This is a genomic window from Endozoicomonas sp. G2_2 (genome assembly GCF_017744135.1).
Lineage (GTDB): Bacteria > Pseudomonadota > Gammaproteobacteria > Nevskiales > Salinisphaeraceae > Salinisphaera.
Window position 1 is genome coordinate 49,385 of record NZ_JAGHQU010000004.1, and the last position, 26,604, is coordinate 75,988.

Here is a 26,604-nt window from a genome sequence, read left to right on the forward strand (position 1 = left end):
CGCACCACCGACTTGCAACAGTGACTTACGGCCTGTGTTTGCGCCACGCAAGCGCGTAGGATGGCGGCATTCCGCCAAAGCGATCGACATCGTGAACACCGACGAAAACACAACGTCCGACGGCCAGGCGCAGCCCGAATGGCTCGAGCGCGTGGCCTGGAACGAGCAGGGGCTCGTGCCTGCCATCACCCAGTCTGTCGACACCCAGCGCGTGCTCACGCTGGCGTGGATGAATCGCGACGCGCTCGTCGCCACGCTCGACAGCGGGTTTGCAACCTACTGGTCACGTTCGCGTGGCAAGCTCTGGCGCAAGGGCGAGTCGTCGGGGAACGTGCAGCGCATCGTCGAAGTCTGTCTGGACTGCGATAACGATGCCGTGTTGCTGCGTGTCGAACAGGTCGGCGGCGTGGCCTGTCATACCGGACGCGAGTCCTGTTTCTTCCAGGTCTATGAGAACGGCCGCTGGGTGACCCGCGACCCGGTCATCGTGGACCCCAAGGACATGTATGGTCTGCATGAGTAATTCCGATATTCTCGGGCGCCTGGACGCCGCGCTTGCAAAGCGCCGGGCAGCCGACCCGGCAAAAAGCTACACCGCGTCGCTGTATGCCGGCGGCACGGCCGCGATTTCCGGCAAGATCGCGGAAGAGGCGGCCGAGGTCGTTGAAGCCGCCGCCGAGGACGACGACGCGCATCTGATCCACGAAGTGGCCGATCTGTGGTTCCACACCATGGTGCTTCTGCAGTCTCGCGGCCTGGACGCGTCTGCGGTGCAGGCCGAGCTGGCACGACGTTTCGGCGTTTCCGGCATCGAGGAAAAGGCCGCCCGCGGTCACGGGGACACGCCGGCCGAATGAGCCGGCCCACTGAGTAGTACGAGGTAATCATGATTGGTGGTATCAGCATTTGGCAGCTCCTCATTCTTCTGGTCATCGTGGTGCTGATCTTCGGCACCAAGCGGCTGCGCAATCTCGGCGGTGATCTGGGCTCCGCGCTCAAGGATTTCCGCGGGGCGATGAAGGACAGCGAGGCCGAGGACGAAAAGGACACGACGACCCAGGATGCACGCAAGCGCCCCGAGGATCCGCAGCTGGTCGACGAACTCGGCAAGACGAAGCCGAACACCGGGCCGGTCGAGGAAGCCGAGCAGCGCAACGCGAAGAAGAACGAAGTCGAAGAAGAAAAACGCGACTGATACGTACTGACCCGCCATGTTCGATATCGGTTTCTGGGAACTGACCGTCATCGCGGTGATCGGTCTGATCGTGCTCGGTCCCGAGCGCCTGCCCGTGGTCGCGCGCACCCTCGGCACCTGGGTCGGGCGCGCGAAAGGTTATGTGCGCGGGTTGACCAGCGAACTCGAGCGCGAGGTCAACGTCGACGATATCCGTTCGCAGGTGCGGCGCACGCGCGAGCAGATCGAGTCCGACACCCGAAGCACGGTGTCCTCGATTCGTGAACCGCTCGCGCCGGAGACGCCCAAGTCCGGCATCAAGGACAAGGCCACGGGCGACGGCGCGACACAATCGTCCGCCAACCCGGTGGCCGACGCCGCGCGCCCCGAATCTGGCGATACCGACAGCAACGATCGCAGCGCATGAGTTCGCACGAGTTCGACGCCGAGGAACAACCGCTGATCGCCCACCTGCTGGAACTGCGCACGCGGCTGCTGCGCATCGTCATCGGCATTCTGGTGGTCTTTCTGCCGTTGGCCTATTTTGCGCGTGATCTGTTCACGTTTCTTTCCGGGCCGCTGCTCACCCACATGCCGGAGGGCAACAGCCTGATCGCGACCGGCGTGGCGGCACCGTTTCTGGCGCCGTTCAAGCTGTCCATGCTGCTGGCCGTGGCATTGTCGCTGCCGTGGACGCTCTATCAGGTCTGGATGTTCGTTGCCCCGGGGCTCTATGCCCAGGAACGGCGGCTGGTCACACCGCTGCTGATTTCCAGCACCGGGCTGTTCTATCTCGGCATGGCGTTCGCCTACTACGCCGTGTTTCCGGTGGTGTTCGGCTTCTTTATCTCGGTCGCGCCCACAGGCGTTGCCGTGATGACCGATATCTCGGCCTATCTGGATTTCGTGCTTGGCATGTTCATGGCGTTCGGCATCGCCTTCGAACTGCCGGTCGCCATATTCCTTATCGTATGGGCCGGGTTCGTCACGCCCCGTCAGCTGGCCAGCTATCGCGCCTATGTCGTGGTTGGCGCCTTTGCCGTGGGCATGCTGCTGACGCCGCCGGACGTCATTTCGCAGACGCTGCTCGCGGTGCCGGTCTATCTGCTCTACGAGATCGGGATCTGGATGGCGCGATTGTTCGTGCCGGGCATGCGCGAAGTCGAGGCGCAACAGGACGAGCAGTCGCGCGACGGCTGATTCGCCCCAGGCGTTAAGTACCGATTCAGTGCCGCGGGCTAGGGTAGGCCCACGTTTTCACGTTGTATCGGAACAAACGTCATGATGAAGAAGACAGCGATTGCACTCGGCCTCGCGATGGTCACGAGCGCCGGCTTTGCCGCCCAGGGCAATACCTCGGCGGGCGTCGGCGTCAACGCCGGCGCGAACGCGGCCGGCAACAAGGCGCAGGTGAATGCCGGCGCGGCCGCGGACACGCAGTTCAGCGCGCTGGATCGCAACGGCGATGGCGTGCTCAGCCGCGCCGAAGCGTCTGCCAGCGAGACCGTTTCCAAGCTCTACGAGTCGCTCGACACCAGCAATACGATCGAGGATCGCGCCGAGCAGGGTACGCCGCAGGGCATCACGCGCGAGCAGTTCCGGGCCGGCATGCAGGCCCAGAGTTCGGGCTCCGGTAGCATCGGTCCGGCGGTATCCGGCGGCGAAACCTACACCATCATGCGCGATGGCACCCGCAAGCTGAAAGAAAACGCCGGCGATGCAGTTCGCCGTACACAGTCGCGTTCCGGTGAAGCGGTCTCGGGCGCCGTCAATGGCGTGACCGGCGCAGTTGGCGGTGCTAGCGCGCAGACCCGTGCCAACGCCAACGCGGGCGCGAACGTGAACGCCAAGACGCAAAGCGAGGCGACCATCCAGCGTGAGCGCGCCCAGAACAGCGCCCAGCAGATGCAGGATCGCGCTCGCGATGGTGTCGGCCAGGCTCGTGGCGAAGCGGCAACCCAGCGCGATCAGGCGCGCGACAAGGCAGCCGCCATGCAGGAGCGTGCCCGCGGCAAGGCGGGCGATGCCTACGGCGAGTCGCGCTCGCGTATCGAGGGCGCGGCCGGGTCGAACGGCACGCTGCGTCAGTCGGGCGACTACGGCGCGGGCGTGAGCGGTGGCGCGGATGCAGACGCCCGCATCGACGCCAACTGATCGATCAAACGATCGGAGCCCCGTTTGGGCCGACCCCTGCACCGCGCAGCGGTGCAGGGGTTTTTTGTGCGCGGAAGGGCGGCTTGCGCGGCGTACATCGAGCCTTGGCGGTGGCCATCGGGCCGCGTGCCGCACGTCCCGAGATCGCGAAGCCACAGGATCGATCTCCAGGCCGGTGTGGCGATGAGCCGGTCGTGGGCCCGAACGACATGGACACAACCCGTGGTGCGTAAGCGCCGCGCAACGCGCCGCGGTCTGGCTACGCAATTTGCATGCGGCAATTTGCATGCGCGTGCGGGGCATGGGCCCGCACTTGAGGAGCGAGTGATCGTGGCCTGGCGGATACGACGCGATTAGACGCCCGCCCAATGACGCTTTCGCATCTCGCAGGCACAAAAAAGCCCGGCGCGAGGGCCGGGCTTTTCAAGCGCTTTCAGAGCGACGGCTTAGCCGTTGTTGCCCTGCATGGCGCCGGCGGGCATGTTGGCGCGCAGTTCACCGCGCAGCTTGTCCATGTCCTTGAGCAGCTGGTCGGTCTGCGCATCCTGCTTCTTCATCGCAGCAAGCGTGTCCTGCTGAAGCTCTTCACCGGCAGACTTGATCTCCGGCTTCTGCAGGGCCGCGTCGCGGGCCTGGACCATTTGCTGGCGCTCGGCCTGGAAATCCTTCATCACGGCCTTGCGCTCGGAATCGCTCAGGTCACCCGACTGCAGCTGCTGCGCCATTTCCTGGACGCGCTGCTGGCCTTTTTCCACGTCGTAACCCTGGTCCTCGACCGCGGAGCGAACCTGCTCTTCGAAGTCCTGCTGCTGCTGGGCCAGTTCCGGATTCGACTGGATGGTTTCCTTGTGGATCTGCTGGAGCTTCGACGCCTTCTGGCGATACTCCTGCATCAGCTGCTGGGCTTTCTGCTGATCGGCGGAAGCGCCGTCCTGCGCCGTCGCGATGCCCGGCATGCCGCCGAACGTCAGCGCTGCCAGCGCCAGGGCCATGATGGTGGTTGCGCGTTTGATCATAGGTTTATCCGTTGTGCGAATGTCGTAGGGACTGTCTGAGACCGTGCGTAAGCCTATCAGTGCCGCAGAATGCGCTCAAAAATTGCGAAAATCCGCAAAAAAGTACGCTCAGCGGTCCGAAGCGAGCTTGTCGGCGACACGCGTGGTCTCGGGTAGCCGATAACGGGTCAGCGCCTTGAGCGTCCAGCCGAGGGCGCTTTCCAGGCCCACACGATGCCCCGGCGAGATGAAGATCGGCTTAACGGCCACGCGCGAGCGCAGCACGGCGCCAATCGTGTCGTGACCGTCGCGCAACGGCACCCAGGCGCCGCGCACGTCCGGCACGGCGTCGTGCGTGCCGGTCAGCCGTTTTTTGGCCACACCGATCGTGGGCAGGCCGGTTACCAGCCCGAGATGCGTGGCCACGCCGAGTCGGCGCGGATGGGCGATGCCGTGGCCGTCGACCAGCAGCAGATCGGGCAGGCGAGTGAGCTGCTCGAGTGCCGCCATGGCGCCCGGAATCTCGCGAAACGACAGCAAACCCGGAATATAGGGCATGCGCGTCGGCACCCGTGCCAGGGTCGTTTCGATTACCGCCAGGCTTTGTGCGTCGAGTACCGCGACGGCCGCACGCGTGGTGCGGCCCTGATCCTCGAAGCCGATATCGACGCCACCCAGTGTATGCACCGCGGGCAGATCGTCGCGGGTGTTCACGTGGTCGATGAGGGCCTGCTGGATGGCGCGGCAGGCAGGTGCTTGCCGGGGCCAGTCATGGGTGACGACGGGCCGGCCGTCACGTACGGCCGTCCGGACATGCGCTGCACAATGCACGCGTTAGCTATCGGCGGCTTCGCCGTGGCGTTCCACGAAATCGCGCATGATGTCGATGGTTTCGGCGCTGACGTGGTGCTCGACACCCTCGGCGTCCTTGCGCGCGGTGGCTTCGGAGACGCCCAGCGCGCGCAGAAAACGCAGTACGACGATATGACGATCTCGCGATTCGGCAGCGACCTGCTTGCCGTAGTCGGTTAGAAAGATCGAGCGGTAGGGCTCGCTGGTAACGAGCCCGGCGTCGGTCATGCGGCGGATCATCTTGCCGACCGTGGCCTGGGTCACGCCCATGCGTTGCGCGAGCTCGACCGCGCGGGCTTCGCCCTTGGCATCGATCAGGTCGGCGATGAGTTCGACATAGTCCTCGACGAGCTCGGTTTCGTGCGCCTTGCGCACATGGCTGTACTGACGCGCGTGGACCTTCGGGTCGAGAAGTTCGCCCGAGGTGTCGCCGCGCAGGACGTGGTCGAGATGCTGAACCGGGTCGTTTGCGTTCATCACAACGCGATTATAACGGTTATGGCCGGTACCGTTCGCCGCCGGGGCGCAGCGCGGCGATCACTTCTGCGGTGCGCGGGTATACGCCGCGCCAGACATTGAAGGACTCGGCGGCCTGTTCGACGAGCATGCCGAAACCGTCCCGTCTGCGCTCGACCCCGTGATCGCGGGCCCAGCGCAGAAAAGGCGTGGGCGCATCGGCATAGATCATGTCGTAGGCCGCCGTCGCGTTATCCAGCACGGTTGCCGGTATGTCCGGCATTTCGCCGGTGAGACCCGCTGAAATGGCGTTGATCACGATATCCCAGCCGGCGCTGAGGCGGGTCAGGTCGTGGCCGGACACCGGCCCCAGGTCCGCGAAGTCTTCGGCGATACGTTCGGCCTTCTCGGCGGTGCGGTTGGCGACGCACAGCGCGGCCGGCTGCGCCTCGAGCAGCACCGGGACCACCCCGCGTACCGCCCCGCCCGCGCCGAGCACGAGTATTCGCGCATCGGCGACATCGGCCAGGTTATCGCGCAAATCCCGGAGCAGGCCGATGCCGTCGGTGTTGTCGCCGACGATGGTGCCGTCGTCACGCCGCGCCAGGGTATTCACCGCCCCCGCGCGGGCAGCGCGTGCGCTCAATGTATCCGCGTAGGCGGCCGCCTCGGCCTTGAAGGGCAGCGTAACGTTGAGTCCGCAACCGCCCGCGGCGAAAAAGCGATCGACAGTGGTCACGAAGGCATCGGGCGCGGCCTGCAGTCGATCGTAGGTGAGGTGTTCGCCGGTCTGATCGGCGAAGGCCGCGTGAATGGCGGGCGAACGGCTGTGCTCGACCGGGTGGCCGATCACCGCGTAGCGGTCGCATGCTGTGGTCATGGCGAAGTCTGTTTGGACGGCGTGGGCTGAATCGGCGCGGCCGATCCGCTGGCGTGGTGCAGCGACGGCAGCGCACGTACTTCGGGGTCGAGGCAGGCGTGCAGCACGTCCGCGACCGGAATATCGCGCATGCAGGCGTTGTGCCCCAGGGGGCACTGGCGTTCGCGGCAGGGCGCGCAGGCCAGGCCGAGCCAGAAGCGTGCCTCGGCGGGCGCAAGCGGCGGTGCATAGTCGGGATGGGTGGAGCCATAGATGGCCAGCACCCGTGGTGCGGTGGCCGCCGCCAGATGCATCACGCCCGTGTCGTTGCCCACAAAAGCGTTCGTGAGCGACGCGATATCGGCGATATCCATCAGCGAGGTGCGTTCGCATAGATTGATGCCGTGGCGCGGCGCGGCCGCTGCCAGATGCTCCGCGAGCGCCCGATCCGCGGCGCTGCCGAATATCCAGGTCGCGATGCCGCGTTGGTCGAGTTCCGCAGCCAGGCGGGCAAAATGCGTTGCCGGCCATTGCTTGGCACCGCCGTAAGCGGCGCCGGGGGCAAAGCCGATCGCGGGGCGTGTCGTGTCCAGGCGGTACTCGACCACCAGCGCGTCGCGGCGGTCGACATCGACCGTGAGTTTCGGCAATGCCAGCTCACCGAGAACATGGCCTTCGTGTGCAAGGCCCAGCAGGGCGTAATGCTCGACCTTGCGCGGATAGCGTGTTTTGTCGAGCGTACGTACGTCGTTGATCAACCCGTAGCGCATCTCGCCCAGATACCCCGTGCGCTGCGGAATGCCCGCAAGCCAGGGCACGAGCGCGGCCTTGGCGCTGCGCTGGAGGACTATCGCCTGGTCGTAGTCACGCTCGCGCAGCATGGCCGCCGTGCGCCGTCGCTTGCCGAGCGCGAATTCGCGATGGCCGATCGGCATGTCGATCGCGCTGTCCACCTCGGGCATACGCGCGGTCAACTGGCCCGTGGCTTTCGGTGCGAGCACGTCGATACGCGCTCGCGGCAAACGTGCACGCAGCAGCATGAACAGGCTCTGCGCCATGACCATGTCGCCGATCCAGCTGGGGCCGACGACGAGAATATTTGGACGTGCTGGCATGCGTTCAGCCCAGAAGGCTTTCCCTTTCAAGGTGGTTCCATATGCGCGCACGGTCTTGGCCAATCACACGAGTTCCCTTGGCAGAGCCGAACAAGCGCCGAGTTTCGGCCGGGAATGGGTTATGTCTGCCGTGCTGCCGCGCAGAAAGGTACCATTCGCGACACAAACGCGCCGAACCGTAGATTCGGATCGGTATGGATGGTTCGCGCTCGCGCTATCGAGTCGCCTTGGAACACGGATAGAAGAGACCTATGGACTCGAGTTCGGCTGCTACCCCTTTGCGCCTGACCCACTATGTCAGCTTGGAAGAATGGGGAGGCCTCGAACGCCAATTCGCTGCCTTTGCGGAGCGCGCCGCGCGCCGTCACGGCGCGCGCCAGTCAGTCGTTGTATGCGGCGGGCGCGTTCACCGTCGACACCGGCGGCTGTTGCCGAACTTCGACGACTGGCGCTATGAAGATCGGCTGCTCGGCCTGCGTATCGGCAATCAACCCGCGCCGGTGCGACGAGCGCGCTACCGTTGGCTGGGGCGGCACATGACCCCGGACGTTGCGCTGCTTTGGCACGGGCTGGAATCCCAGGCGCGGGTGGTGGATGCGCTAGGCCCGCGCCGCTGTCTGCATTGGGAACACGGATCAGCTTGGCATTCGTCGAACGAACATGCGACCCGGGCAGTGCTCGAACACCTGCCCGCCGTGTTGTGCAATACCCATGCAGCAAAGCGCATGCTTGAACTGAAGTGGGGTTATGAAGGCCGCGTTCGCGTATGTCACGACGGCGTTCGTGTGAGCCACCAACCGCGCGACTTCAAATATCTGCCCCACGACCGGCCCTTGCATATCGGTCTGGTCGGCGCGCTGATCCCGGCGCGAGCGCCTAGCGTTGCCTTGCACACGTTAGCCGCGCTCAAGGCTCGGCATATCGATGCCACCTTGTCGATTGCCGGAGATGGCCCGCTCAAGCCGGCGCTCGAGGAGCAGGCCCGCGCCCTCGGTATCGAGTCTGCGGTGCATTTTCTCGGTACGGTGGAGGACATGGCACTGTTCTACTCTGATATCGACATCCTGCTGAATCCGTCGATCCACGAGCCCCTGCCGGTAACCGCCGCCCAGGCTGGGTCATTCGGCTGCCCTGTCGTCTGTACCGCGGTCGACGGGTTACCCGAGGTGGTCGCAGATGGGCACACGGGCCTATGCGTTGCGCCGCAAGAAGACCTGGCTCGCTATCAGGAGCTGGGCGGTGTTTCGGAGGGTTTGCCGAGCGCCGTTTATGGCCCTCAAGCCGATTGCCTACAAACACCGGCCATCTGCGAGCCCGAGGCTTTCGCAGACGCCATAGAGTCGATCGTTCAGGACGCGGAACGCTATGCGCGTATGAGTCATGCCGGTATCGAACGAGCGGGCTCACAGTTCGAGTTCAACCGCCAGGTCGATCGCGCAATGCAGTTTCTCGGTGAATACCACGAACGTGGGACGTTTGAGCGCGCGGCGTGAGTCTCGATCGCCTGACCCACTATGTGAGTCTCGACGGCGCGGGCGGTGTCGAACAGCAGTTCGTCGAATTCGTACGTGCAGCGCGCGTGCAGCGCCGCACGGATCATACGGTGGTTGCATGTGGCCGCCAGGTGCACCCGCTCATTCGTGAGCGGCTTACCGAGGCCCGGGCGCCGGTTACGTTCGAAAAGTATGCCGGGGCGTTCAAGCTTCCCAAATGGCCCGCCACGCTTCGCCGGCATCATCAGCAGCGCCTGCTGGCGCGGCAGCGGCCCGACGCTGTCGTTGTCTGGAATCGACTGCGCGACAGTCTCGATACGATCGCTGCAGCCGGTGTCGAACGCACGGTTTACTGGGAGCGCGGAGCCAGCTGGTTCGCCGGCGATAGTCCGGCGAAGCGCCGGTTTCTTGATGAAGTGCAGGCGGTCATCTGCAATAGCCATGCGGCACGCCGGATGCTAGAACTGCGCTGGAACTATCGGGGCCAGACACGCGTGGTCTTGAATGCTCTGCGTCCTTCGCTGCTGCCGCTTGCGCCTGTGCCTGTTCGCCAACTGCCCGACGACCGGCCGGTGACGCTGGGTATGGTCGCCCGGCTGTTGCCGATCAAGGGGGTGGCGATCGCGATCCAAGCGTTGGCGCGCTTGCGCCGGGACGGCGTCGAAACATGCCTGCGGATTGCCGGTGACGGACCGGAGATGGACCGTCTGCAACGGCTGGCGCATGGCTTGGGCGTGGCTGAATACGTCATCTTCGAAGGCCTCGTAGCCGATATGCCGGGTTTCTATGCCGGTATCGATCTGTTGGTGCATCCGGCCTTGCGTGAGCCGTTCGGTCAGATCGCGATCGAGGCAGGCGCTTATGGCGTGCCATCCGTGGTCGCGGCCGTCGATGGATTGGTCGAGGTAATCGACGATGGCGTAACCGGCGCCTGTATCGCACCGACCGTGCCACTGGAGGACTACCTCGAACTGGGCGGCAGTACGACCGATCTGCCGCCGTTCGTTTACGATCCGGAGCGGGACGTGATCGATACGCCGCGACTGGTCGATCCAGCCCGCCTTGCGCGCGTGGTTTGCGCGATCATCGAAGCGCCCGGCCGCTATGCGGCCATGAGCGCTGCCGGCATTGCGGCCGTGGAGCAACGATTCGTGTTCGATGCCCATGTGCGCGATGCCCTGGCTTCGATCGAGGCGTTCGTGAACACAGGTCGCCTGAACGGGGAACCGGCGGCATGACGCGCGCCGGCCAGCGTATTGCGATCGTCTTCCGCGGGATCGGCGATATCGGCGGTACCAACAACACCATTGCCGACCACGCGCGCCATTTCCGCGCTCTCGGTCATGCCGTCGATCTGATCGGCGAAAAGGTGCACAAGGGCGGTGTCACCGCTGATATGGGGCGAGCTGTGCGTATCGCACGCGTGCCGCTGCTCGGCCGGTACAAATGGCGATGGTTTGCGGCTCGTGCCCAACGCGTGATCGATCACAACCGCTACGATTTCGTAGCCGGTCATGGGCACCACTATCGCCAGCATGTGCTGTCGATGCACAACTGCCTCCATCTGACGCACGAGATCGTGCACGGCGAGCCGCTCGATCCGCGTGGCGGGCTGGCGGAGATTCATGACCGAATGTTCGCGCGGGGCGATTTCAACCAATGCATCTGCAATTCACGGCTGATGCAGGCCGATCTGATGTCGCGCTACGGTATCGAGCGCGATCGCCTGCCGGTGATTTATCCCGGGTTCCGCCCGGCGCAGTTCGATCGCGGCGATCGCGCGCGTTATCGACAGGCCGTGCGTGAGGAGCTCGGCTGCAGCGACCAGGTGCTGCTCGGGCTGGTCACCTCGGGCGACTATCGCAAGCGCGGCCTCGACCTGTTGCTCGAAGCTTACGCCTCTCTGGAAACGCCAACGCGCGAAAAGACGCTGTTGCTGGTGCTCGGCAAGCAGGCCGGTACCGACGTGTTCGCTGAGCGCGCACGCGCTTTGGGTATTGCAGATCGTATGCGTTTCGTCTCCCACACCCGCGAGCCGCAGCGGTATTTCCACGCGTTGGATATCTGTGTTCATCCTGCGCGTGTCGAAGAATTCGGCCAGAGCGTTCAGGAAGCCATGGCCTGTGGCATTGCCGTGGTAACCAGTCAACGCGTGGGAGCTGCCGAGTTACTGGCGAAGGAAATGCGTGCCCGCCTTCCCGCTACCCCGACCGTCGAAGCGTTGACGGCGCAGATGAGCGAACTCATCGAGCATGCCGGTACACGACAGGCGGTCGCCGAAGCGGGCTGGGAGGCCGCGCGCGCGAACACCGAGGCATATAACTTCGAGCAGACGCTCGCCGTCTACAGGCGCGCCGGCCTGGAAGCGTGAACGCCGAGCCGCCACTGCTCAGCTGGCACCGGCCGCGATGCCCTGATTTTGTGCGGGGGTCATGCCGACCTTGCCCGTGGGTTCGGTGCCGTGAAGGAGCCGGTCGATAGCCGTCAGCGAGCGCACCGCGGTTTGCACGCTCTGTGCGGGGCTGAGCTTGCTGACGGCCTGGAACTGCGAATAGATCACACCGTCTGCCGCATGGCTCAACAGGTTTTCCAGATCACGCCTCAGCTGGCTGCGCTCGATAGTGAATGCAGCGACCTGCTCGGGCCGCGGCATGGAGGCGAAATCAAACGCGCCGCTCACCGATGCATACCAGGCATCGCCGAAGTGCACGACCGGCTTGCCGCGTACGATCGCTTCGTAGCCGGCGGTACCGGTAATTGTCGCCACGAACTGGCAGCGTTCGATCAGCGCAAGGCTGTCTTCGGTCGGTGCTGCCCACTGGATACGCGGATTGGCCTCGATCCGGGCATGAAACTCCGGGCTGCGATAGAAGAACGTCTGCTTGGGGTTTTCCTTGAGCACGAGTACCCAATCTTCGGGCAGCGCCGCGCTCATGGCTTCGATGGCGTTGATCTGATCCTTGTAGGCGCCGCCGAACTCCGAGGTTGTGGCCTCGGGTTCAAGATGCAGCGGAAAATAGACTAACCGCGACGGCAGCGTCGCTAAAGTCAGCTGATCGGAGGCGTTGCGACCGAATTCGCGGGCCCGCTCCCGATTCCTCATCTGGTCGAGCAATTTCTTGCGCGAGCGGTGGAACAGATAATAGAACAGCGCGGCCAGTAGCCGCCGATTGTGTGCGAGCAGGAAGGCATGCAGCCGCCAGGCCGCAGTGAACCGGAACCGCCGTTTGCGGATCGAACGAAACAGCTTGTATTTGCGTTCCCGGTCGGGGTCGCGGCGTGCCTTCATGTAGAACAGGTCGAGGTCACGTTCATCGCTTACGCGATAGCGTTCGAACGCGAGTGCACAACGCCGGGCATGTGCGAAAAGCTCGGCCGTCGCGCGGCCGTAAAAGAACTTGTCCGGAATTATCGTCTGCTGGAACACCAGCGTTTGCAGCCCTTTGCGCTGCGCAATCTCGAGCATGAGATTGTCCAGCCCCAGATGCGGTGCGCGAGAGAACCATACGGCTTCGGCGCCGGTATGCTGCAGTAGTTGATCCAGCCGGCTTGCATGCAGGAAGAATCGATTGGCGACTTCGTCGTAGGCGTAGTAGCTCGGCTCGAAGTAGTTCGGCTTGCGGAAAAAAGCATGTTTCGGGCTCTGGGCAACGCTAACCCGGCTGATGTTCTTGTAGTAATGGGCGAAGCAATCGGTAAAGAGCGAGCGATACCATGGCTTGTACCGGTATTCCGTGTACGAGCCCAAGTCGAACAGGTCCATAACCCGGAACATTGGCACCTGATCCGATTTTTGCTCGATGATGCCGACTACTTCGTAGCCGGCGCCCCGTAGCTCAGTAATCAAGCCATGTGGCGCCATCGGCCACCATAATAGGACTTTTTTCATCGGGACTGTCTAGAAATAGGGCGGCAATTCACGAGCTGTACGGGACGCTTAGCCAGTTTTCGAATTTTATCAATCAATTTTTGCGGAACGATGGCAAGCCCCATGCACGCTCGACGGATTATTTCGTCTCGAATGTCACTTATAAACGCGCTAACGAGTTGAGTATTTGCGCGTTTGCAAAGACGAGCTAACTCTGCGAGCCCAAAGAAGCCGGCCTAGTAATTCGCCTAGTCTAGTGACCGTCAACCTGCCTGCGTCTCTAACATGACTAGTTGAAACCTCTGATCGAGGAAGCGGCGAGGTTTGGTTTCTCTGAATTGGATGGCGAGTCGTAGGCATGGCCGCGAGCGATATCAGTCAGCCTCGGCCCGGTCTCGACCACGTGTGTAACGCATTCAGTGCTCCTATGGCTGAAGCTTTACGTTTCATATCCCTTTCGATGCGCAGTGCTGTGATAAAGGGCGATTCCCAAGTCTGTGAGATTTGGCTGAGTAAATAAATCATGGGATAATAATTTTATGCGTATCCGAATTAATGTTCGAGTGTAAAATGATCTAATTACTCGCTTATACCCTCTCACCTGATAAGTCGAACGGCCATAAACGCCTCTGCCATATCAATGCCGACGCAGTGACCGCGGTGCTTCGCGAGATGGAAGATATGGTTCAGACTTCGAGAATGCGGGCTAGGCCGCATTTCGAGCTCATAAGCCTCTAGGGCTCGTTTTTTTACTTCAAAATAATTCGAAATATCGACATATATGTTTGGGTGAAAAGGTGTTTGGTCGGGGCTGCGCCATTCCGTACTAGACATTACTTCGTATGTGAGTATGTTTTTGACAGTCCTAGCCGGTAGCGGCCGGCAAGCTGTCATGACGGCCTCATGCACTTTACGGTGATCTACGTTCAGATCCCCGAAATGGTGCGTATAGATTGTTTCGGGTGCTATGCGAAAAATCAACTCCTCCAAAGGCTGGACGATCTCCAATAACGGCAAATCGTCCAGGCGGTTATCGGGCATTTCCAAGTAGGTGGTGTAATGAACGCCAAGTATATCTTGCGCTTTTCTAGCTGCTCGTTGGCGCTGGTCTAGAGCATCGTCATCTCCACCGGGCCGTGACGATACGCCGTCGGCTACAAATATCGTATGTACGGTGTCTCCCTCCGCTACATGGCGCGCGAGTGTGCCACCGCAACCGAGAGCTTCGTCATCTGTATGCGCAGCAACGACCAGAACCGTTTTACTCATCAAATAGTTGCCAACTTGTAGGGGTGCCGCGCGTCACATTGGTATTAAGCCTTTTCCCTATGAGCTGCTCATAATATTTTGGTGCCAAGCCGAGGCTTGGCCGAATCCGCCTGATATCGCTCGCTTTGACCTTTGCGCCTTTTTCCACGTCTCGCACGAAATATACCGAACGCCGGAATAATTCGTTTCTCTTCTCTGCCGGTTGCCGGTTAAAACCAGCCTTGCCCAACGCAGCCCAAGCGTCATAGCTGTCTCGACATAAGCGTTCTAACTCGTGAGGCTCAAGAGAGAAGTCGCTGTCTGGCCCCTTATCCGCGCGGCGTAGAGTGAAATGCTTTTCAATGATGCAAGCGCCTAAGGCAACCGCTGCGACCGACGCGGTCGTACCCAGTGTGTGATCCGAAAGGCCCGTTAGCGTACCGAACCGCTTTGCAAGCTCGTTGATCTGTCGCAAGTTAGCTTGTTCCATGGGGGCGGGATAGCTGCTAATGCAGTGCAGTAATACAAGGTCTTTACAGCCGGCATCGCGCGCGCTAAAAACTGCTTCTTCCAATTCGGCTTCGCTAGCCATCCCTGATGAAATGATTAAGGGTTTGCCTTTGCCTGCGGCATACCGGATCAGCGGTAAGTCGGTAACTTCGAATGAGGCGATTTTATACGCAGGTGTATTGAGGGTTTCTAGCAAATCTACTGCAGTCTCGTCGAAAGGAGTCGAAAAGACCGTAATGTCAAGTTTTCTGGCATGTTCGATCATTGCCTCATGCCATTCAAAGGGCGTTTGGGCCCACTGGTACAGATCGTAGAGTCGATATCCATCCCAAGGGCCGCCTTTGATTAAGAACTCAGGCCGATCACTTTCTATCGTCATCGTGTCGGCAGTATAGGTTTGAAGCTTTACTGCATCCGCACCACAACGCTTCGCTGCATCAATCGTTTTGAGTGCACGGTCCAAGTCGCCGTTATGGTTCGCAGAAAGCTCGGCGATGATGTAGGGCGGGTGATCTGGACCGATTTTTCGGCCGCGGATAGCGTAATTCATGGCCTACTTCTCTTCCTTTTTGGGCATCGGACGAATGATGACTTTTGCGCTCAATTCTCCGTCACATAGTTCGGCGTCTGTGAATTCATAACGGAATTCGCCACGGTCAATGAAAGCATGAGGATAGGTTGGCGCGTCCAGCATCCGGATATGGTCGTAAAGGGCTTCCGCGGTCGGCCCCTCCGGAAGTCTGCTCTGGGCAGGTTCGCGCCGTTTGAAAGTCACTACGGTTCCTTGCTGAGGGACGGGCTCCGGCTCATTGGCAACGAGCCAGTGAATTATTCGGAAGCTTAATTCGCCCGCCCTTCGGTAGATATCCTCGGCCCGTCCAGCTAAGGATAAATCTACCTTCGTATAAACGGGACCGGCGTCCATTTCGTCGACCATGCGCAGCGCACTAAGCTTAGTGGTTGCGTGCCCCGCCTTGATCAAGTTTTGTAAAGGACTGCCTCCACGACCGTAAGGCAAATCGGTCATGTGAAAACAAACGCACTCGACGTTCTTCCAAAGCTCTTCTGGTACGTACCATCCCCAATGTAGGAAGAATATGTAGCGAGGTAATACCTCTCGGAATGTGTTTCTAAGTTCGTCGGGATCGCTTACCCAGTACCAAAACCCTAAGTCGTCCTTCTTCAATTTATTGAAAATTGGGCGATGCCAAACCTTGTTGCTCGCAACAATATAGCTATTCTTATCCGGAGCGTGCATATTATCGAGCAAAGTACTTGAGTGGCTATGAGAAAAATTAGGCAAGCTCTTCACGCCGCTTTGACCACTCGGAACTAAGTATCCCAAAACAAACGACATCGTAGTAGTTAGAGCCGTCGAAGTATTGATCTTTCAGAAGACCCTCTTGGCGGAAGCCTAATCGCGAGTGAAAACGTATCGAGCGTTCATTAAACCCTAGGGCCTCACCGCAAAGCTTGTGCAATTGCAACTCGATAAAACTATAGTCGAGCGTGGCAATACCAAGTCGGGCTCCGACCCCTCTCGCCGCATGGGGAGCTAGATGGAAACTCCACTCAGCTACAGGGCTTTTCCTTAGTTGCGTTACATTAACGAACGCGGACGGTATGTTCGCGTGTTCGAAAATAAGCAAGTGTGTTTCATCTGATTGGCTTGCGCGACTAAACCACTTTCGATGTTCATCTAGGCTAATCTCGTGCTGTGTGTACATATAACGTCGTACGTCCGGATGGTTACGCCATCCGAGTACGCTTTCCAGGTCGCTCGTCCGCATGGGCCGCAAGTAGCTAGTCTGCATGCTTGTGCCTGTACATCGACTCGACTACCCGAGCAGTTCCTAGGCCATCGGTGATCGAACTTGATGCCTTACTCATCGCCGATAAGGTTTCAGGCGCTGTCAATTTTTCTAACATTTGTGGAAGCTTCAACGTGATGTCCGCAATCCCGCCTACCACAGAAGCTGCTCCGGAATTTTCTAGAGCACATGCGCCTTCCCGCTGATTTTCCGCCACAAGCACAATGAGTGAAGGCAAGCCTGCACTGCAGCGTTCCCAAGCAGTACTTCCAGCGGCCCCGATCGCGAGGTCGGCCTCGGCCATGTACCTAGCCATATCTGGAGTATCGACTCGTACCCGCGTAGGCCAAGGCATAGCGTTGGCCTGTAGCAAGACTTTTTCCAACCAAGGCGCATTGCGACCCATCACTACGTCAATTTGCGTGTTGGGGGGAAGCACGCAGTGTCGCAGGACGTCCAAGACCTTGCCGGTAGCGTCGTCCTTATCAACGCCGCCCATGGACACTAGCAACCTTGCTAGGCGCCGCGAGGGACGTCTCTGGTAGCTGTCCTCACGTAGTTGCGCAAATTCGGGGCGGAGCAAAGCGTAACTCGGCCCTATTAAAAGCTCACAGTGGCTGGGTACAATTCCAGCGTAATCTTGAGCATCGCGCCCGAGATTCTGATCCAGAAGAATGTTCGCATCATGAGCACGGTCTGCGAGGTCGTCAATCACAAGCAAGCGACCAACCTCAGATCGAACGCTATTTTCCCACCGTGCGGCGAGCGCATAGTGGTCAACTATTAGCCATGCCGGGTCTAGCGTGCTCAGAATTTCTCTGGTTTTTTGAGCGTCCGTGCGCCACGGTGCGCCAAGCCAGTTGGCGTGTGCCGCGCCGTCTCCGTTGTCGACAGTGTGCCCGCTGAGGTCGGGCAAGGCGTGTACAGCACATCCTTGGCTACGGATCCGCTCAATCAGATTGCCGGTATGTTCACGGCAAATGAAATGGCATGAGTGACCCCGGGCGTTCAATGCATCGGCCAAGGTTAGGCAACGCATGACGTGCCCAGTGCCGATTTGCACAGAAGAATCTGCGCGAAAGACGATAGTTCTCGTAGCCGTCATTCGCCGTCTGATTCTTTGACTTGCATAGCTTTTAATAACCACTGAGCGCGTTGCCAGTCTTCCGGTGTATCGATATCCTGCACCCGCTCGCGGGGCAGGCGGATAGGAATCGCATCGGTGGTCAGTATCGGTTTGGCGGAGACCCACGAACTGCTTCGGCCCCAGTAGAACTGCCCCGCATCGTGCCACGCTTCTTCTAGATCTTGGGAGCGCGTGTCGACATGTTCGGGGTAGAACATCTTAGCCCGACCGTTGTCGGTAATGCGTAACGCGCGTTGGATGGGAAAGGCATAGCTGGTCACCGAAAACGTGTAGTCCACGCTTTCCGATTCAAGCGCCTTTCGCCCCCGACGAATATCCTCGGGCTGCACGAGTGGCGCTGTTGCATAGAGGCAACAAACCGCTTCGGGTGCGTCTCCGTGTATTTGCAACCATTCGATGGCATGAGCGATGACCGGCACGGTGCCTGCGTAATCATCGGCCAGTGCAGCAGGGCGCAAGAAAGGTGTCTCTGCGCCGCAACGACGCGCGACGGCCGCAATCTCTTCGTCGTCGGTGGATACGATCACCCGCTCGAAGCAGCCGCTTTCGAGCGCCGCTTGTATCGACCAGGCGATGATTGGCCGGCCGCAGAAGTCGCGAATGTTCTTGCGCGGAATGCGCTTGCTTCCGCCGCGTGCGGGGATTATAGCGACGGCCTTCATGCTAGGAGCGTGTGTAACGTATCAATCACCCGGTTCTGGTCCGTATGCGTCAGCGTCGGAAACATCGGCAGGCTGATGGCTTGGGCGTAGTAGTTCTCGGCATGTGGGAAATCGCCTTCCCGAAAGCCCAGGTCGCGATAGTAGGGCTGCAGATGAACCGGGATATAGTGCACGTTCACACCGATATCTGCGGCGCGCAGCCCATCGAATACCGTGCGGCGTCGAACTGCGCCGTCGGGAATACGGATGACGTAAAGATGCAGCGCCGAATAGCTGTTCTCTGCTCTGGCCGGCGTACACAGCGCAAGCGTGGATAGGCCTTTGTCATAGCGGTGTGCGACGGCATGCCGTTGCTCGAGATAGTCGTTCAGGCGCTGCATTTGGCTGATGCCGAGCGCAGCCTGCAACTCGGTCATGCGGTAGTTGTAGCCGAGATCGATCTGTTCGTAGTACCAGCCGCCTTCGCCGGGCCGGCTCATGCGGGCTTCGTCGCGGGTGACACCGTGGCTGCGCAACAGCCGCATCGCCTCGGCCAACTGTTCGTTCTGGGTAACCGCCATTCCGCCCTCGGCGCTGGTCACGATCTTGACCGGGTGAAAGCTGAATACGGTGATGTCGCTGTAGCGGCCGTCGCCGACCGGCCGGCCTTCGTAGCGGGCGCCGATTGCATGCGAGGCGTCCTCGATCACGGCGAACCCATAGCGCTTGGAGAGTGCGTGAATCGCGCGAAGGTCACACGGCTGACCGCACAAGTGGACCGCGACGACCACTTTGGGCATGCCTCCAGTGATTTCGGCCCGTTTCAGCTTGGCCTCGAGTTCCGTGGCGCTCAAATTGAACGTCTCGGGGTCGATATCGACAAAATCCACCGCAGCGCCACAGTATCGCGCGCAGTTGGCCGAGGCGACGAAAGTGATCGGTGTCGTCCAGACGATATCGCCGGGGCCGACGCCCAGTGCCCGGCAGGCCAGATGCAGGGCGGAGGTGGCGCTGTTGGTGGCAACGGCGTGCGCGGCGCCGGTGTAATCGGCCACAGTCTGTTCGAAAAGCGGAACCTGCGGGCCCTGGGTCAGAAAATCGGATTCCAGGACGGCGACGACGGCATCGATATCGGCGGGGGTAATATCTTGACGACCGTAGGGAATCATCAGGCCCCCGCCCGAATATTGAACTCGCGGATTTCGTTATCGTCGAGAAAGTGTTCGTTCGTGCCGGAGTTGTACTCGAAGCCCTGATCGACTGGCCGGCCCCGTTCGCCAAGGGCATTGGTCGAGAAATCGTTAGGGCCGGAAGTGAAGGTGATGGTCGGCTGAATGACGTAGTGATCGTCGAAAGCCAATGTCAGATGCGAATCATCGGCTGGGCACATGACTTCGTGAAGTTTCTCGCCCGGGCGAATACCGATGCAGTGCTGGGGCACGTCCGGCGCCATGGCCCGCGCTACATCCGTGATGCGCACGGAAGGGATTTTCGGTACGAAGATCTCGCCTCCGTGCATGCGCTCGAAATTCTTGAGCACGAAATTGACACCATCTTGGAGGGTGATCCAGAAACGTGTCATGCGGTCGTCGGTGATCGGTAGCGCGTTGGTGCCGTCGGCAATCTGCTTGCGGAAGAAGGGCACGACCGAGCCGCGTGAGCCAACGACGTTGCCGTAGCGGACTACGGAAAAGCGGGTCGGATGCCCACCCGCCATGTTGTTGGCGGCGACGAACAGCTTGTCCGAAGCAAGCTTTGTCGCGCCATAGAGATTGATTGGATTGGCGGCCTTGTCGGTCGACAGGGCGATGACCCGCTCCACGTCGTTTGCGAGCGCGGCGTGAATGACGTTTTCCGCGCCATGGATATTGGTGCGTATGCACTCGGTGGGGTTGTATTCGGCGGCGGGTACCTGTTTAAGAGCGGCTGCGTGTATGACGTAATCGATACCATGCATCGCCTGGTTGAGCCGGTCCTTGTCGCGTACGTCGCCTATGAAGTAACGCATACAGGGCTGGTTGAAGGCCTGCTGCATCTCGTACTGCTTGAGTTCATCGCGCGAATAGATGACCAGGCGGCGAGGACGGTAGCGATCAAGCAGGGTGCTGACGTATTTCTTGCCGAATGATCCGGTGCCGCCGGTAATCAGGATCGACTTGTCGTTGAACATCTAGAGATTCGCCCAGGGTGTGGCTTTAAGCGCGATAGTCTATGGACTCCCGCGCGTGGCGACCAACTTTTCAGCGGCCCAGACGTTCTGCCGTATGGCAAGCGGTCTGCCAATCGGGAAACGGGACTAGCCCAGTGATGCTTTCCAGCGACCCAGGCGGCTCGCGAGTCGCGATTTGCGCGTATGGACGATCTCTTTGGGGCCGGCGACTTTCTGAGCCCAGGCCCAGGATCGGTCCTGCACTTGGCAATTCGAATAATTCGGATGCTGGGCCACCAGCAGTTCGAAGATCGCCTTGACGTTGGGCTCATCGACCTGATCTTCGGAGAGTTCGCGAATGCTTACCCCGTCGGTTGCATGCTTGCCGCGTTCGACGGCGTCGGCGTAGCGCCATTCGTAGTCATCGAACAGTATCCACCCGCCTTCGCGCAGCAGCTTATCGGCCAGAAAGAATGCAAGGCCGTCGATCGTCCAGTTCTTGCTGCCATCAATGAAGACGAAGTCGTAGTAGGGGGTGCAGTGCCCGTCCCGGGTCTGCGCTTCGACCTGCTTCTTGAGAAACCAGTTGTAGGAGTTCTTTTCGCGCCGCACGTCCGCATACTGAGCCAACTGCATTCGGGAAAGCGTCTCTTCGATGGTGGGCTCGAAATTGCGGCTTGCCTCGATATCGACGCTTGTGAGGCGGCCGCTGCCGAGTTCGTCGAGCGCGGCACAGATATAGCCGCTACTTGCCCCGTGGGCAAAGCCGAGCTCGAGACAGTTCGCAGGCCGCGCCGTCAGGATGAAATCGTAGAGGATCTGCGCGCTATGGCGGGAAATATGCGGGATGCCCTTGAGGGCTGCGGCGGCTTCAGCGAATTTCATCGGCGAGACGAACTCCTAATGGCTGGGTCGCGAGTTTGCCATAAAGATGCTGGCGGAAACCTTGCCATTCCGTATTGCTCAAGTCGTTCCGGGCGGTGTTCTTGAGCAGACGGAGGGTTTTTGTCAGTCCGGTTCGTGACGCCGACAGGTCGCGGCTGCGGCGCACGTCGTTATCTATCCAGACCAAAGGGCCGTGGTCGAGCCAACATACGTTCTCGAAATGGCAGTCCTTATGCAGATAGCCGTTGCCATAGATCTTGGCCACGCCTGCGGCGACCAGCTCAAGGAACTGCCGACGCCGTACGGCATCGCGTTCCTGGCGGATCACGGCGAGACCGGAGGTGAAATTTTGCAATTGCTCCATGAACAGAATCGATTCGTAGCGAGCCGTCGGGGCCAGCGTCACGCCCCAGCCGTAGATTTCGGGGGTAGGCAGCCCGAGTTCGGCGAGAATGGTGCTGCCGACATGTTCCCTGCGCGCCTGCGAAAGGCCGTATTTTCGTAGCCAGTCGCGCGGCTTGCTGCGCGGCTCGATCAACTTGACGACGGCAGCCGGTGCCTGTCGGTGCTCCAGGATTCGCGAGTGCGGTCCGTCGCGCAGCAAATGCCAGTCGTTGCCTATCGCACCGGGATCGAACCCCTGGCGCGCGTGCATTCGCCAGCGGCCTGCCAGGGGGCCGCTCGGGACATGCTGCCAGCGCGTCGACCAGTCTGGCGGCGCTGCCTCCGTCACGACAGAAAGACGATGATCACCGGCAATGCACCATCGTGTTTATTCTGCTAGCCACCGCGCCGCATCCTTGGCGAAATAGGTCAGTATCCCGTCGCAGCCTGCGCGTTTGAAGCTGCCCAGACATTCGAGCACGGCGGTGCGCTCGTCGAGCCAGCCGTTTTCGATGGCGGCCTTGAGCATCGCGTATTCGCCGGAGACATGATAGGCGAAGGTCGGCACGCCGAAGGTTTCCTTTACCCGGTGGATGATATCCAGATACGGCATCCCGGGCTTGACCATGACCATGTCGGCGCCTTCCTTCAGATCGAGCGCGACCTCGCGCAGCGCCTCGTCGGTGTTGCCGGGGTCGACCTGATAGGTGCGCTTGTCGGCCTTGCCCAGGTTGCCGGCGGAGCCGAGTGCTTCACGAAACGGGTTGTAAAGGCTCGACGCGAACTTGGCCGCATAGGACATGATGATCGTGTTGACGTGCCCGTTGGCCTCGAGCGCGGCGCGCATCGCCTGGATGCGGCCGTCCATCATGTCGGAGGGCGAGACGATATCCACGCCGGCATCGGCATGGGCCAGCGTCTGGCGCACAAGGATGTCTACGGTCGGGTCGTTGAGGACATAGCCGTCGCCGTCGATCACGCCATCCTGACCATGGCTGGTGTAGGGGTCGAGTGCGACGTCGGTCATGACGCCCAGCTCCGGGAACTCTTGCTTGATCGCGCGTACCGCCTTCGGAATGAGGCCGTCCGGATTGGCGGCTTCTTCGGCGTCCGGCGTTTTCTTGTCCGGATCGATGACCGGAAACAGCACCACCGCCGGTATGCCCAGCGCGGCGACGTCGGTGATCTCGCGCATCAGGCCGTCCAACGGGTGGCGCTGTACGCCCGGCATCGCGGTGACGTTGACCGGCTCGCCTTCGGTCACGAAAACGGGATAGATGAGATCGTCGACCGACAGACGCGTTTCCCGCGCAAGCCGACGCGAGAACGCGTGAGCGCGACCGCGGCGCAGGCGCGTGGCCGGGTAATGACCGGGAAAGCTGTACGGCATGGCATGAAATCCTGTTGGGTCGGTGCATTCTACGTGCGTGCCGATCGCCGCGCTTTCAACTCCTGCTAAGATCGTGTGCAACCGAATCAAGCGCGAGGCGATCGTCATGCGCACGACAACAGCAACCACCGTCCCGGCCACGGATTTCCCACCCATACGTCGCGATGCGCTGCACACGCTGCAGATGAATCTGGGCTATTTGTGCAATCTGGCCTGTACGCACTGCCACGTGGAAGCCGGTCCCAAGCGTACGGAGTTGATGGGGCGCGAGACCATGGACACCGCCCTCGAGTTCATACAGGCGCAGGGGATTCGCAACCTCGACGTCACCGGCGGCTCGCCGGAAATGCATCCGCATTTTCGTGAGTTCATGGCCGAGGCCAAGCGCCTGGGCGTGCATCTGATGGATCGCTGCAACCCGACCATCATCGAAGAGCCGGGTTACGCGTGGGTGCCCCGTTTCCTCGCCGATCACGAGGTCGAGGTGATTGCCTCCCTGCCGTGCTACACAGCGGACAACGTGGACACGCAGCGCGGCAAGGGCGTGTTCGATGCGAGCATCGCCGCGCTGCAGAAACTAAACGACGTAGGCTATGGGCAGCCGGGCAGCGGTCTGGCGCTGAACCTGGTCTATAACCCGGTCTCGCCAACGTTGCCGCCGCCACAGGACACCCTCGAAAGCGACTACAAGCGTTTTCTGGACGACAAGTTCGGTATCGCTTTCGACAATCTGTTCACGATCGCGAACATGCCCATCAAACGCTATGCCCACATGCTGCTGCGCGAAAAGCGCATGGGCGAATACATGGCGCTGCTGCGCGATGCCCACCGCAGCGAGAACGTGGCCAGCGTCATGTGCCGCGGCTTGATCAGCGTCGGCTGGCAGGGCTATGTCTATGACTGCGATTTCAACCAGATGCTCGACATGCCGCTTGGCGGCGGCGATGCCGTGCATCTGAGCGAGCTGATCGACGCCGATTTCGCCCGTCGCGCGATTGCCATCGGCGACCACTGCTACGGCTGCACCGCCGGGCAGGGCAGCAGCTGTGGCGGCGCCTTGAACTGACCCCGGCCGCGTTCCTCGCCCGCCTCGCAATTGAGTCGGGCCGGATTTGTCGCCAAACTACCCCCGATAAACGGATAGCGAGTCCACGCATGAGTAGTGCCAGCGTCCTAGAACGTCGTCTCGACGCGCGGCCGGCATCAGCCCGGTACTGCGGCGTCGCGCCGTGCCCGTCTGCGACGGCAGGCGTATAGCCCATGGCCGAGAGAGAACAGCTTGCCGAGTGGCTTTCCGCGACCGCGCGAGGCGACGAACAGGCATTCCAGCGGCTCTATGCCGCCACGTCTTCGCAACTCTATGCGTTGTTGCTGCGTATCCTGCGTAACCCGGAGCGCGCACAGGACGCGCTTCAGGATGCTTATGTGCGCGTATGGCAGAAAGCCGACACCTACGCGCCGGAAAGGGGAGCGCCGTTGACATGGCTGTTGTCGATTGCCCGCTACCGCGCGCTGGATGTGCTCAGGCGCAAGCGCCCGGAAGTGGCCATGCCGGAGGAGCCGGACATGATGGCAACACTGCTCGAGGATGAGCAGGCCTTGTCGCCGCTTGAAGAAAACGAAAACCAGCAATCGCTCGACGCGATCAGAGTCTGCTTGAAAACGCTACAACCACAGCAGCGCGATAGCGTGCTGCTCGCCTACTATGAAGGACTCACGCACCAGGAGCTTGCCGAGCGCCTGGATGCACCCTTGGGTACCGTCAAGAGCTGGATTCGCCGCGGACTCATGCGTCTGCGCGAATGCCTGGCGGAGCGCGCGTGATGTCCGAGTCCGAACAGGAACAACGCATTCTCCAGGCCGCCGAGTATGTGCTCGGTACGCTGGACGCGCGTGAGCGCAGCCGCTTCGAAACGCTGCTCATGCACGACGCCGAGGCACGCGCCGAACTGGCCTATTGGGAGCAGCGCCTTGGGGCGCTCGGCCTTGCGCCCGCGCCAGTGGAGCCGCCGGCAGCCGTGTGGGACGGTGTGACCCGACAACTGGGCCTGCGGGCGCCCGATCGCGACACCGCCGAGGCGGGCGTCGCGCCGCCGGGCCAGCCCGCAGCGAACGACAGCGCCGGGCCGATCTGGCGCGGTGTGGCGCTGGTGGCATCGGTAGCCGCTCTGGTCATGGCGGCGATGCTGTTTACGGGCTCGACCGAACGCGAGGCGTCGCCGGCAGAAGCGCCGCAGCCCGCTTATGCCAGCGTCGTCTATGACGAGCCAACCGGTATGAGTTGGCTGGTCACCGCGCCGAAGAACGGCCACAAGATGAAAGTGGTCGCCATGGGCGACTACGACGTGCCGGAAGGCAAGGTACTGCGCCTGTGGTTCAAGCCCGAGAACGGCGCGCCCGTGCTCCTCGGTAAATGGCCGCATACGCATGGCGATCACGAGATGACCATGCCGGACGATGTGGCCCGATCCATGGATCAGCCCGCGCAACTCATGGTGTTCATGGAGGACGCAGGCTCGGCCAGTCAGGCGAGTGCGCCCAGCGGCAAACTCATGTGGACGTCGCCGATCGCTCGCCGAACCGGCTGAATCCGCCAGAAGCGGCGATCGCGCCGCGACTCGCGGCAGCGCTTACTCCGACAGATCGGCCTCGTCGTTGAGCGCCCAGTCGTAGGCGTATTGATCGATCCGGCTGAGCATGTCGAGCCGAGCAGACAGGCCCGGGTTCGCATACTGGCGCAGGTGGCTGACTATGGATCGCGTGCTGTTGCCGAAGTCTGCCGCGTACCAGTCGTAGAGCTTCGAGACGGTGACTTCGTCGTCGTCGATCGATACGCCTTCGCCGCTGTTCACGTAATCCCGCGCATTCGCGCGTAGCGCGGCGTACAGGTTGTCGGCGGTGTATGCCTTGGCGCGCAGGCTCGGGCAACTGATCGAGGCACAGTTCACGCCGTAGTGCGTCAATCCGTCGTGCCAGATGGGCCGCAGGATGCGGTGCTCGATATCGTTGAGGCTCAGCTTTTCGCCTTCGACCTGCAGCAGCTTTTTCTTCCACGGGCCGGAAGTGAAGATGCCGCCGCCGATGTCGCGGATCGAGTCGACCGGATAGTTGTCGACCACCAGCGCGAGTGTCTTCGCGTTGTAGAGATTGATCCAGTACGCGCGCTGCACCGGGCGGCTGTACCGGGCGATATCGATCTGCTGCATCGCTTCCAGGTAGTCGCCCAGCGATGCGCGATCAGCGTCGCTGACCTGCGCGTAGCGCACGCCGTTGGGGCCGTGTTCGTGCGGGGCCACGTACTTCTGCAGAAACGCGTCATAGCGGCCGTGATCGATGGTCGCGGTCGATTCGGCGTCGTGCGTCTCCCAACGCGGCCAGAGCTCGGCCTTGGGCGCTGCGAGGGTCGTGGTGGCCGACACGACCAGACTGAGCGCGACCAGCGCCAGTGCGTACAAGCGCATACGGACTCCTTG

29 protein-coding genes are annotated in these 26,604 nt (G+C 61.3%); 12 read left to right on the plus strand and 17 right to left on the minus strand.

Translation table 11 applies throughout. The annotated features are described in order from the left end of the window. Window positions 1-91 precede the first annotated feature (91 nt). From hisI to J7355_RS06000, 6 genes are all read left to right on the plus strand, one after another. Window positions 92-523 carry a phosphoribosyl-AMP cyclohydrolase gene (gene hisI, locus J7355_RS05975; protein WP_209060861.1) on the plus strand — a complete coding sequence of 144 codons (432 nt, stop codon included), beginning with the start codon at window positions 92-94 and terminating at the stop codon, window positions 521-523. Continuing rightward, on the plus strand, window positions 516-857 hold the full coding sequence (locus J7355_RS05980) for a phosphoribosyl-ATP diphosphatase (protein ID WP_209060863.1): 342 nt from the start codon (window positions 516-518) through the stop codon (window positions 855-857). Before hisI ends, J7355_RS05980 begins: the two co-directional genes overlap by 8 nt. A gap of 29 nt (window positions 858-886) precedes the next feature. After that, window positions 887-1,195, plus strand: coding sequence for a twin-arginine translocase TatA/TatE family subunit (gene tatA, locus J7355_RS05985; protein ID WP_209060865.1), 309 nt, complete (start codon window positions 887-889; stop codon window positions 1,193-1,195). A gap of 16 nt (window positions 1,196-1,211) precedes the next feature. Continuing rightward, window positions 1,212-1,601 (plus strand): Sec-independent protein translocase protein TatB, encoded by a 390-nt coding sequence (gene tatB / locus J7355_RS05990; protein WP_209060866.1) that lies wholly within the window; start codon window positions 1,212-1,214, stop codon window positions 1,599-1,601. Further along, window positions 1,598-2,374 carry a twin-arginine translocase subunit TatC gene (gene tatC / locus J7355_RS05995; protein WP_209060868.1) on the plus strand — a complete coding sequence of 259 codons (777 nt, stop codon included), beginning with the start codon at window positions 1,598-1,600 and terminating at the stop codon, window positions 2,372-2,374. The genes tatB and tatC overlap by 4 nt, the downstream gene beginning before the upstream one ends. Window positions 2,375-2,455: 81 nt before the next feature. After that, window positions 2,456-3,328: a hypothetical protein gene (locus J7355_RS06000; RefSeq protein ID WP_209060870.1), complete on the plus strand. Its 873-nt coding sequence runs from the start codon at window positions 2,456-2,458 to the stop codon at window positions 3,326-3,328. 446 nt (window positions 3,329-3,774) lie between these two features. Here J7355_RS06000 and J7355_RS06005 read toward each other — a convergent pair whose 3' ends face one another. The 5 genes from J7355_RS06005 to waaF form a co-directional block, all read right to left on the minus strand. Next, complete coding sequence (locus J7355_RS06005) at window positions 3,775-4,344, minus strand: hypothetical protein (protein ID WP_209060875.1); 570 nt, start codon at window positions 4,342-4,344, stop codon at window positions 3,775-3,777. Window positions 4,345-4,452: 108 nt separating this feature from the next. Then, window positions 4,453-5,061 (minus strand): deoxyribonuclease V, encoded by a 609-nt coding sequence (gene nfi, locus J7355_RS06010; RefSeq protein WP_209061241.1) that lies wholly within the window; start codon window positions 5,059-5,061, stop codon window positions 4,453-4,455. A gap of 96 nt (window positions 5,062-5,157) precedes the next feature. Continuing rightward, entirely contained in the window at window positions 5,158-5,652 is a 495-nt protein-coding gene (gene mntR, locus J7355_RS06015; protein WP_209060877.1) for a manganese-binding transcriptional regulator MntR, read from the minus strand. A 19-nt stretch (window positions 5,653-5,671) separates the two neighbouring features. After that, on the minus strand, window positions 5,672-6,511 hold the full coding sequence (gene aroE, locus J7355_RS06020) for a shikimate dehydrogenase (protein WP_209060880.1): 840 nt from the start codon (window positions 6,509-6,511) through the stop codon (window positions 5,672-5,674). After that, window positions 6,508-7,605, minus strand: a complete 1,098-nt coding sequence (gene waaF / locus J7355_RS06025) for a lipopolysaccharide heptosyltransferase II (protein ID WP_209060881.1) — start codon at window positions 7,603-7,605, stop codon at window positions 6,508-6,510. The genes aroE and waaF overlap by 4 nt, the downstream gene beginning before the upstream one ends. Before the next feature lie 302 nt (window positions 7,606-7,907). Between waaF and J7355_RS06030 the strand changes: the two genes are divergently transcribed. The 3 genes from J7355_RS06030 to J7355_RS06040 are packed head-to-tail and all read left to right on the plus strand — an operon-like array spanning window position 7,908 to window position 11,469. After that, window positions 7,908-9,098: a glycosyltransferase gene (locus J7355_RS06030; protein WP_209060883.1), complete on the plus strand. Its 1,191-nt coding sequence runs from the start codon at window positions 7,908-7,910 to the stop codon at window positions 9,096-9,098. Next, window positions 9,095-10,336, plus strand: coding sequence for a glycosyltransferase (locus J7355_RS18005; RefSeq protein ID WP_209060884.1), 1,242 nt, complete (start codon window positions 9,095-9,097; stop codon window positions 10,334-10,336). The genes J7355_RS06030 and J7355_RS18005 overlap by 4 nt, the downstream gene beginning before the upstream one ends. Further along, window positions 10,333-11,469 (plus strand): glycosyltransferase family 4 protein, encoded by a 1,137-nt coding sequence (locus J7355_RS06040; RefSeq protein WP_209060886.1) that lies wholly within the window; start codon window positions 10,333-10,335, stop codon window positions 11,467-11,469. The genes J7355_RS18005 and J7355_RS06040 overlap by 4 nt, the downstream gene beginning before the upstream one ends. Before the next feature lie 18 nt (window positions 11,470-11,487). On the opposite strand, the gene J7355_RS06045 is transcribed toward J7355_RS06040, so the two are convergent. The 11 genes from J7355_RS06045 to hemB all read right to left on the minus strand — a co-directional run bounded on the left by J7355_RS06045 (window position 11,488) and on the right by hemB (window position 23,131). After that, entirely contained in the window at window positions 11,488-12,861 is a 1,374-nt protein-coding gene (locus tag J7355_RS06045) for a hypothetical protein (RefSeq protein WP_209060887.1), read from the minus strand. Between the two features lie 702 nt (window positions 12,862-13,563). Continuing rightward, window positions 13,564-14,235, minus strand: a complete 672-nt coding sequence (locus J7355_RS06050) for a PIG-L deacetylase family protein (protein WP_209060888.1) — start codon at window positions 14,233-14,235, stop codon at window positions 13,564-13,566. Next, a complete protein-coding gene (pseI, locus tag J7355_RS06055; protein ID WP_209060889.1) occupies window positions 14,228-15,274 on the minus strand; it encodes a pseudaminic acid synthase in 1,047 nt (348 codons plus the stop codon). Before pseI ends, J7355_RS06050 begins: the two co-directional genes overlap by 8 nt. A 3-nt stretch (window positions 15,275-15,277) precedes the next feature. After that, window positions 15,278-16,081: a hypothetical protein gene (locus J7355_RS06060; RefSeq protein ID WP_209061256.1), complete on the minus strand. Its 804-nt coding sequence runs from the start codon at window positions 16,079-16,081 to the stop codon at window positions 15,278-15,280. Between the two features lie 446 nt (window positions 16,082-16,527). Then, window positions 16,528-17,640, minus strand: a complete 1,113-nt coding sequence (pseG, locus tag J7355_RS06070; protein ID WP_280637576.1) for a UDP-2,4-diacetamido-2,4,6-trideoxy-beta-L-altropyranose hydrolase — start codon at window positions 17,638-17,640, stop codon at window positions 16,528-16,530. After that, on the minus strand, window positions 17,637-18,344 hold the full coding sequence (gene pseF / locus J7355_RS06075; RefSeq protein WP_209060897.1) for a pseudaminic acid cytidylyltransferase: 708 nt from the start codon (window positions 18,342-18,344) through the stop codon (window positions 17,637-17,639). Before pseF ends, pseG begins: the two co-directional genes overlap by 4 nt. Beyond that, on the minus strand, window positions 18,341-19,492 hold the full coding sequence (gene pseC / locus J7355_RS06080; protein ID WP_209060898.1) for a UDP-4-amino-4,6-dideoxy-N-acetyl-beta-L-altrosamine transaminase: 1,152 nt from the start codon (window positions 19,490-19,492) through the stop codon (window positions 18,341-18,343). The genes pseF and pseC overlap by 4 nt, the downstream gene beginning before the upstream one ends. Further along, a complete protein-coding gene (pseB, locus tag J7355_RS06085) occupies window positions 19,492-20,493 on the minus strand; it encodes a UDP-N-acetylglucosamine 4,6-dehydratase (inverting) (RefSeq protein WP_209060899.1) in 1,002 nt (333 codons plus the stop codon). The genes pseC and pseB overlap by 1 nt, the downstream gene beginning before the upstream one ends. Window positions 20,494-20,619: 126 nt before the next feature. Further along, the gene (locus tag J7355_RS06090; protein ID WP_209060901.1) at window positions 20,620-21,357 is read right to left on the minus strand and encodes a class I SAM-dependent methyltransferase; all 738 of its coding nucleotides are present in this window, start codon (window positions 21,355-21,357) and stop codon (window positions 20,620-20,622) included. After that, the gene (locus J7355_RS06095; RefSeq protein ID WP_209060903.1) at window positions 21,344-22,012 is read right to left on the minus strand and encodes a lipopolysaccharide kinase InaA family protein; all 669 of its coding nucleotides are present in this window, start codon (window positions 22,010-22,012) and stop codon (window positions 21,344-21,346) included. The genes J7355_RS06090 and J7355_RS06095 overlap by 14 nt, the downstream gene beginning before the upstream one ends. Window positions 22,013-22,129: 117 nt before the next feature. Continuing rightward, window positions 22,130-23,131 (minus strand): porphobilinogen synthase, encoded by a 1,002-nt coding sequence (gene hemB, locus J7355_RS06100; RefSeq protein ID WP_209060905.1) that lies wholly within the window; start codon window positions 23,129-23,131, stop codon window positions 22,130-22,132. A gap of 106 nt (window positions 23,132-23,237) precedes the next feature. On the opposite strand from hemB, the gene arsS reads away from it, so the two are divergent. The 3 genes from arsS to J7355_RS06115 all read left to right on the plus strand — a co-directional run bounded on the left by arsS (window position 23,238) and on the right by J7355_RS06115 (window position 25,719). Then, on the plus strand, window positions 23,238-24,197 hold the full coding sequence (gene arsS, locus J7355_RS06105; protein ID WP_209060907.1) for an arsenosugar biosynthesis radical SAM (seleno)protein ArsS: 960 nt from the start codon (window positions 23,238-23,240) through the stop codon (window positions 24,195-24,197). A gap of 194 nt (window positions 24,198-24,391) precedes the next feature. Continuing rightward, complete coding sequence (locus J7355_RS06110) at window positions 24,392-24,955, plus strand: sigma-70 family RNA polymerase sigma factor (RefSeq protein WP_209060909.1); 564 nt, start codon at window positions 24,392-24,394, stop codon at window positions 24,953-24,955. Further along, the gene (locus J7355_RS06115; RefSeq protein ID WP_209060913.1) at window positions 24,955-25,719 is read left to right on the plus strand and encodes an anti-sigma factor; all 765 of its coding nucleotides are present in this window, start codon (window positions 24,955-24,957) and stop codon (window positions 25,717-25,719) included. Before J7355_RS06110 ends, J7355_RS06115 begins: the two co-directional genes overlap by 1 nt. Window positions 25,720-25,761: 42 nt before the next feature. Here J7355_RS06115 and J7355_RS06120 read toward each other — a convergent pair whose 3' ends face one another. Continuing rightward, complete coding sequence (locus J7355_RS06120; protein WP_209060915.1) at window positions 25,762-26,592, minus strand: DUF547 domain-containing protein; 831 nt, start codon at window positions 26,590-26,592, stop codon at window positions 25,762-25,764. Window positions 26,593-26,604: the final 12 nt, after the last annotated feature.

Excerpts from the sequence above, each read along its gene's own strand:
- tatA (WP_209060865.1), top strand. The coding sequence starts at position 887 with ATGATTGGTGGTATCAGCATTTGGCAGCTCCTCATTCTTCTGGTCATC.
- J7355_RS06120 (WP_209060915.1), bottom strand. The coding sequence starts at position 26,592 with ATGCGCTTGTACGCACTGGCGCTGGTCGCGCTCAGTCTGGTCGTGTCG.
- hemB (WP_209060905.1), bottom strand. The coding sequence starts at position 23,131 with ATGCCGTACAGCTTTCCCGGTCATTACCCGGCCACGCGCCTGCGCCGC.
- tatB (WP_209060866.1), top strand. The coding sequence starts at position 1,212 with ATGTTCGATATCGGTTTCTGGGAACTGACCGTCATCGCGGTGATCGGT.
- mntR (WP_209060877.1), bottom strand. The coding sequence starts at position 5,652 with ATGAACGCAAACGACCCGGTTCAGCATCTCGACCACGTCCTGCGCGGC.
- pseC (WP_209060898.1), bottom strand. The coding sequence starts at position 19,492 with ATGATTCCCTACGGTCGTCAAGATATTACCCCCGCCGATATCGATGCC.
- J7355_RS06005 (WP_209060875.1), bottom strand. The coding sequence starts at position 4,344 with ATGATCAAACGCGCAACCACCATCATGGCCCTGGCGCTGGCAGCGCTG.
- J7355_RS06090 (WP_209060901.1), bottom strand. The coding sequence starts at position 21,357 with ATGAAATTCGCTGAAGCCGCCGCAGCCCTCAAGGGCATCCCGCATATT.
- pseF (WP_209060897.1), bottom strand. The coding sequence starts at position 18,344 with ATGAAGGCCGTCGCTATAATCCCCGCACGCGGCGGAAGCAAGCGCATT.
- J7355_RS06060 (WP_209061256.1), bottom strand. The coding sequence starts at position 16,081 with ATGTCGTTTGTTTTGGGATACTTAGTTCCGAGTGGTCAAAGCGGCGTG.
- aroE (WP_209060880.1), bottom strand. The coding sequence starts at position 6,511 with ATGACCACAGCATGCGACCGCTACGCGGTGATCGGCCACCCGGTCGAG.
- waaF (WP_209060881.1), bottom strand. The coding sequence starts at position 7,605 with ATGCCAGCACGTCCAAATATTCTCGTCGTCGGCCCCAGCTGGATCGGC.
- pseG (WP_280637576.1), bottom strand. The coding sequence starts at position 17,640 with ATGACGGCTACGAGAACTATCGTCTTTCGCGCAGATTCTTCTGTGCAA.
- J7355_RS06110 (WP_209060909.1), top strand. The coding sequence starts at position 24,392 with ATGGCCGAGAGAGAACAGCTTGCCGAGTGGCTTTCCGCGACCGCGCGA.
- J7355_RS06045 (WP_209060887.1), bottom strand. The coding sequence starts at position 12,861 with ATGGACCTGTTCGACTTGGGCTCGTACACGGAATACCGGTACAAGCCA.
- J7355_RS06040 (WP_209060886.1), top strand. The coding sequence starts at position 10,333 with ATGACGCGCGCCGGCCAGCGTATTGCGATCGTCTTCCGCGGGATCGGC.
- pseB (WP_209060899.1), bottom strand. The coding sequence starts at position 20,493 with ATGTTCAACGACAAGTCGATCCTGATTACCGGCGGCACCGGATCATTC.
- tatC (WP_209060868.1), top strand. The coding sequence starts at position 1,598 with ATGAGTTCGCACGAGTTCGACGCCGAGGAACAACCGCTGATCGCCCAC.
- J7355_RS06095 (WP_209060903.1), bottom strand. The coding sequence starts at position 22,012 with ATGCACGCGCGCCAGGGGTTCGATCCCGGTGCGATAGGCAACGACTGG.
- J7355_RS06050 (WP_209060888.1), bottom strand. The coding sequence starts at position 14,235 with ATGAGTAAAACGGTTCTGGTCGTTGCTGCGCATACAGATGACGAAGCT.
- arsS (WP_209060907.1), top strand. The coding sequence starts at position 23,238 with ATGCGCACGACAACAGCAACCACCGTCCCGGCCACGGATTTCCCACCC.
- pseI (WP_209060889.1), bottom strand. The coding sequence starts at position 15,274 with ATGAATTACGCTATCCGCGGCCGAAAAATCGGTCCAGATCACCCGCCC.
- J7355_RS05980 (WP_209060863.1), top strand. The coding sequence starts at position 516 with ATGAGTAATTCCGATATTCTCGGGCGCCTGGACGCCGCGCTTGCAAAG.
- J7355_RS06115 (WP_209060913.1), top strand. The coding sequence starts at position 24,955 with ATGTCCGAGTCCGAACAGGAACAACGCATTCTCCAGGCCGCCGAGTAT.
- J7355_RS06000 (WP_209060870.1), top strand. The coding sequence starts at position 2,456 with ATGATGAAGAAGACAGCGATTGCACTCGGCCTCGCGATGGTCACGAGC.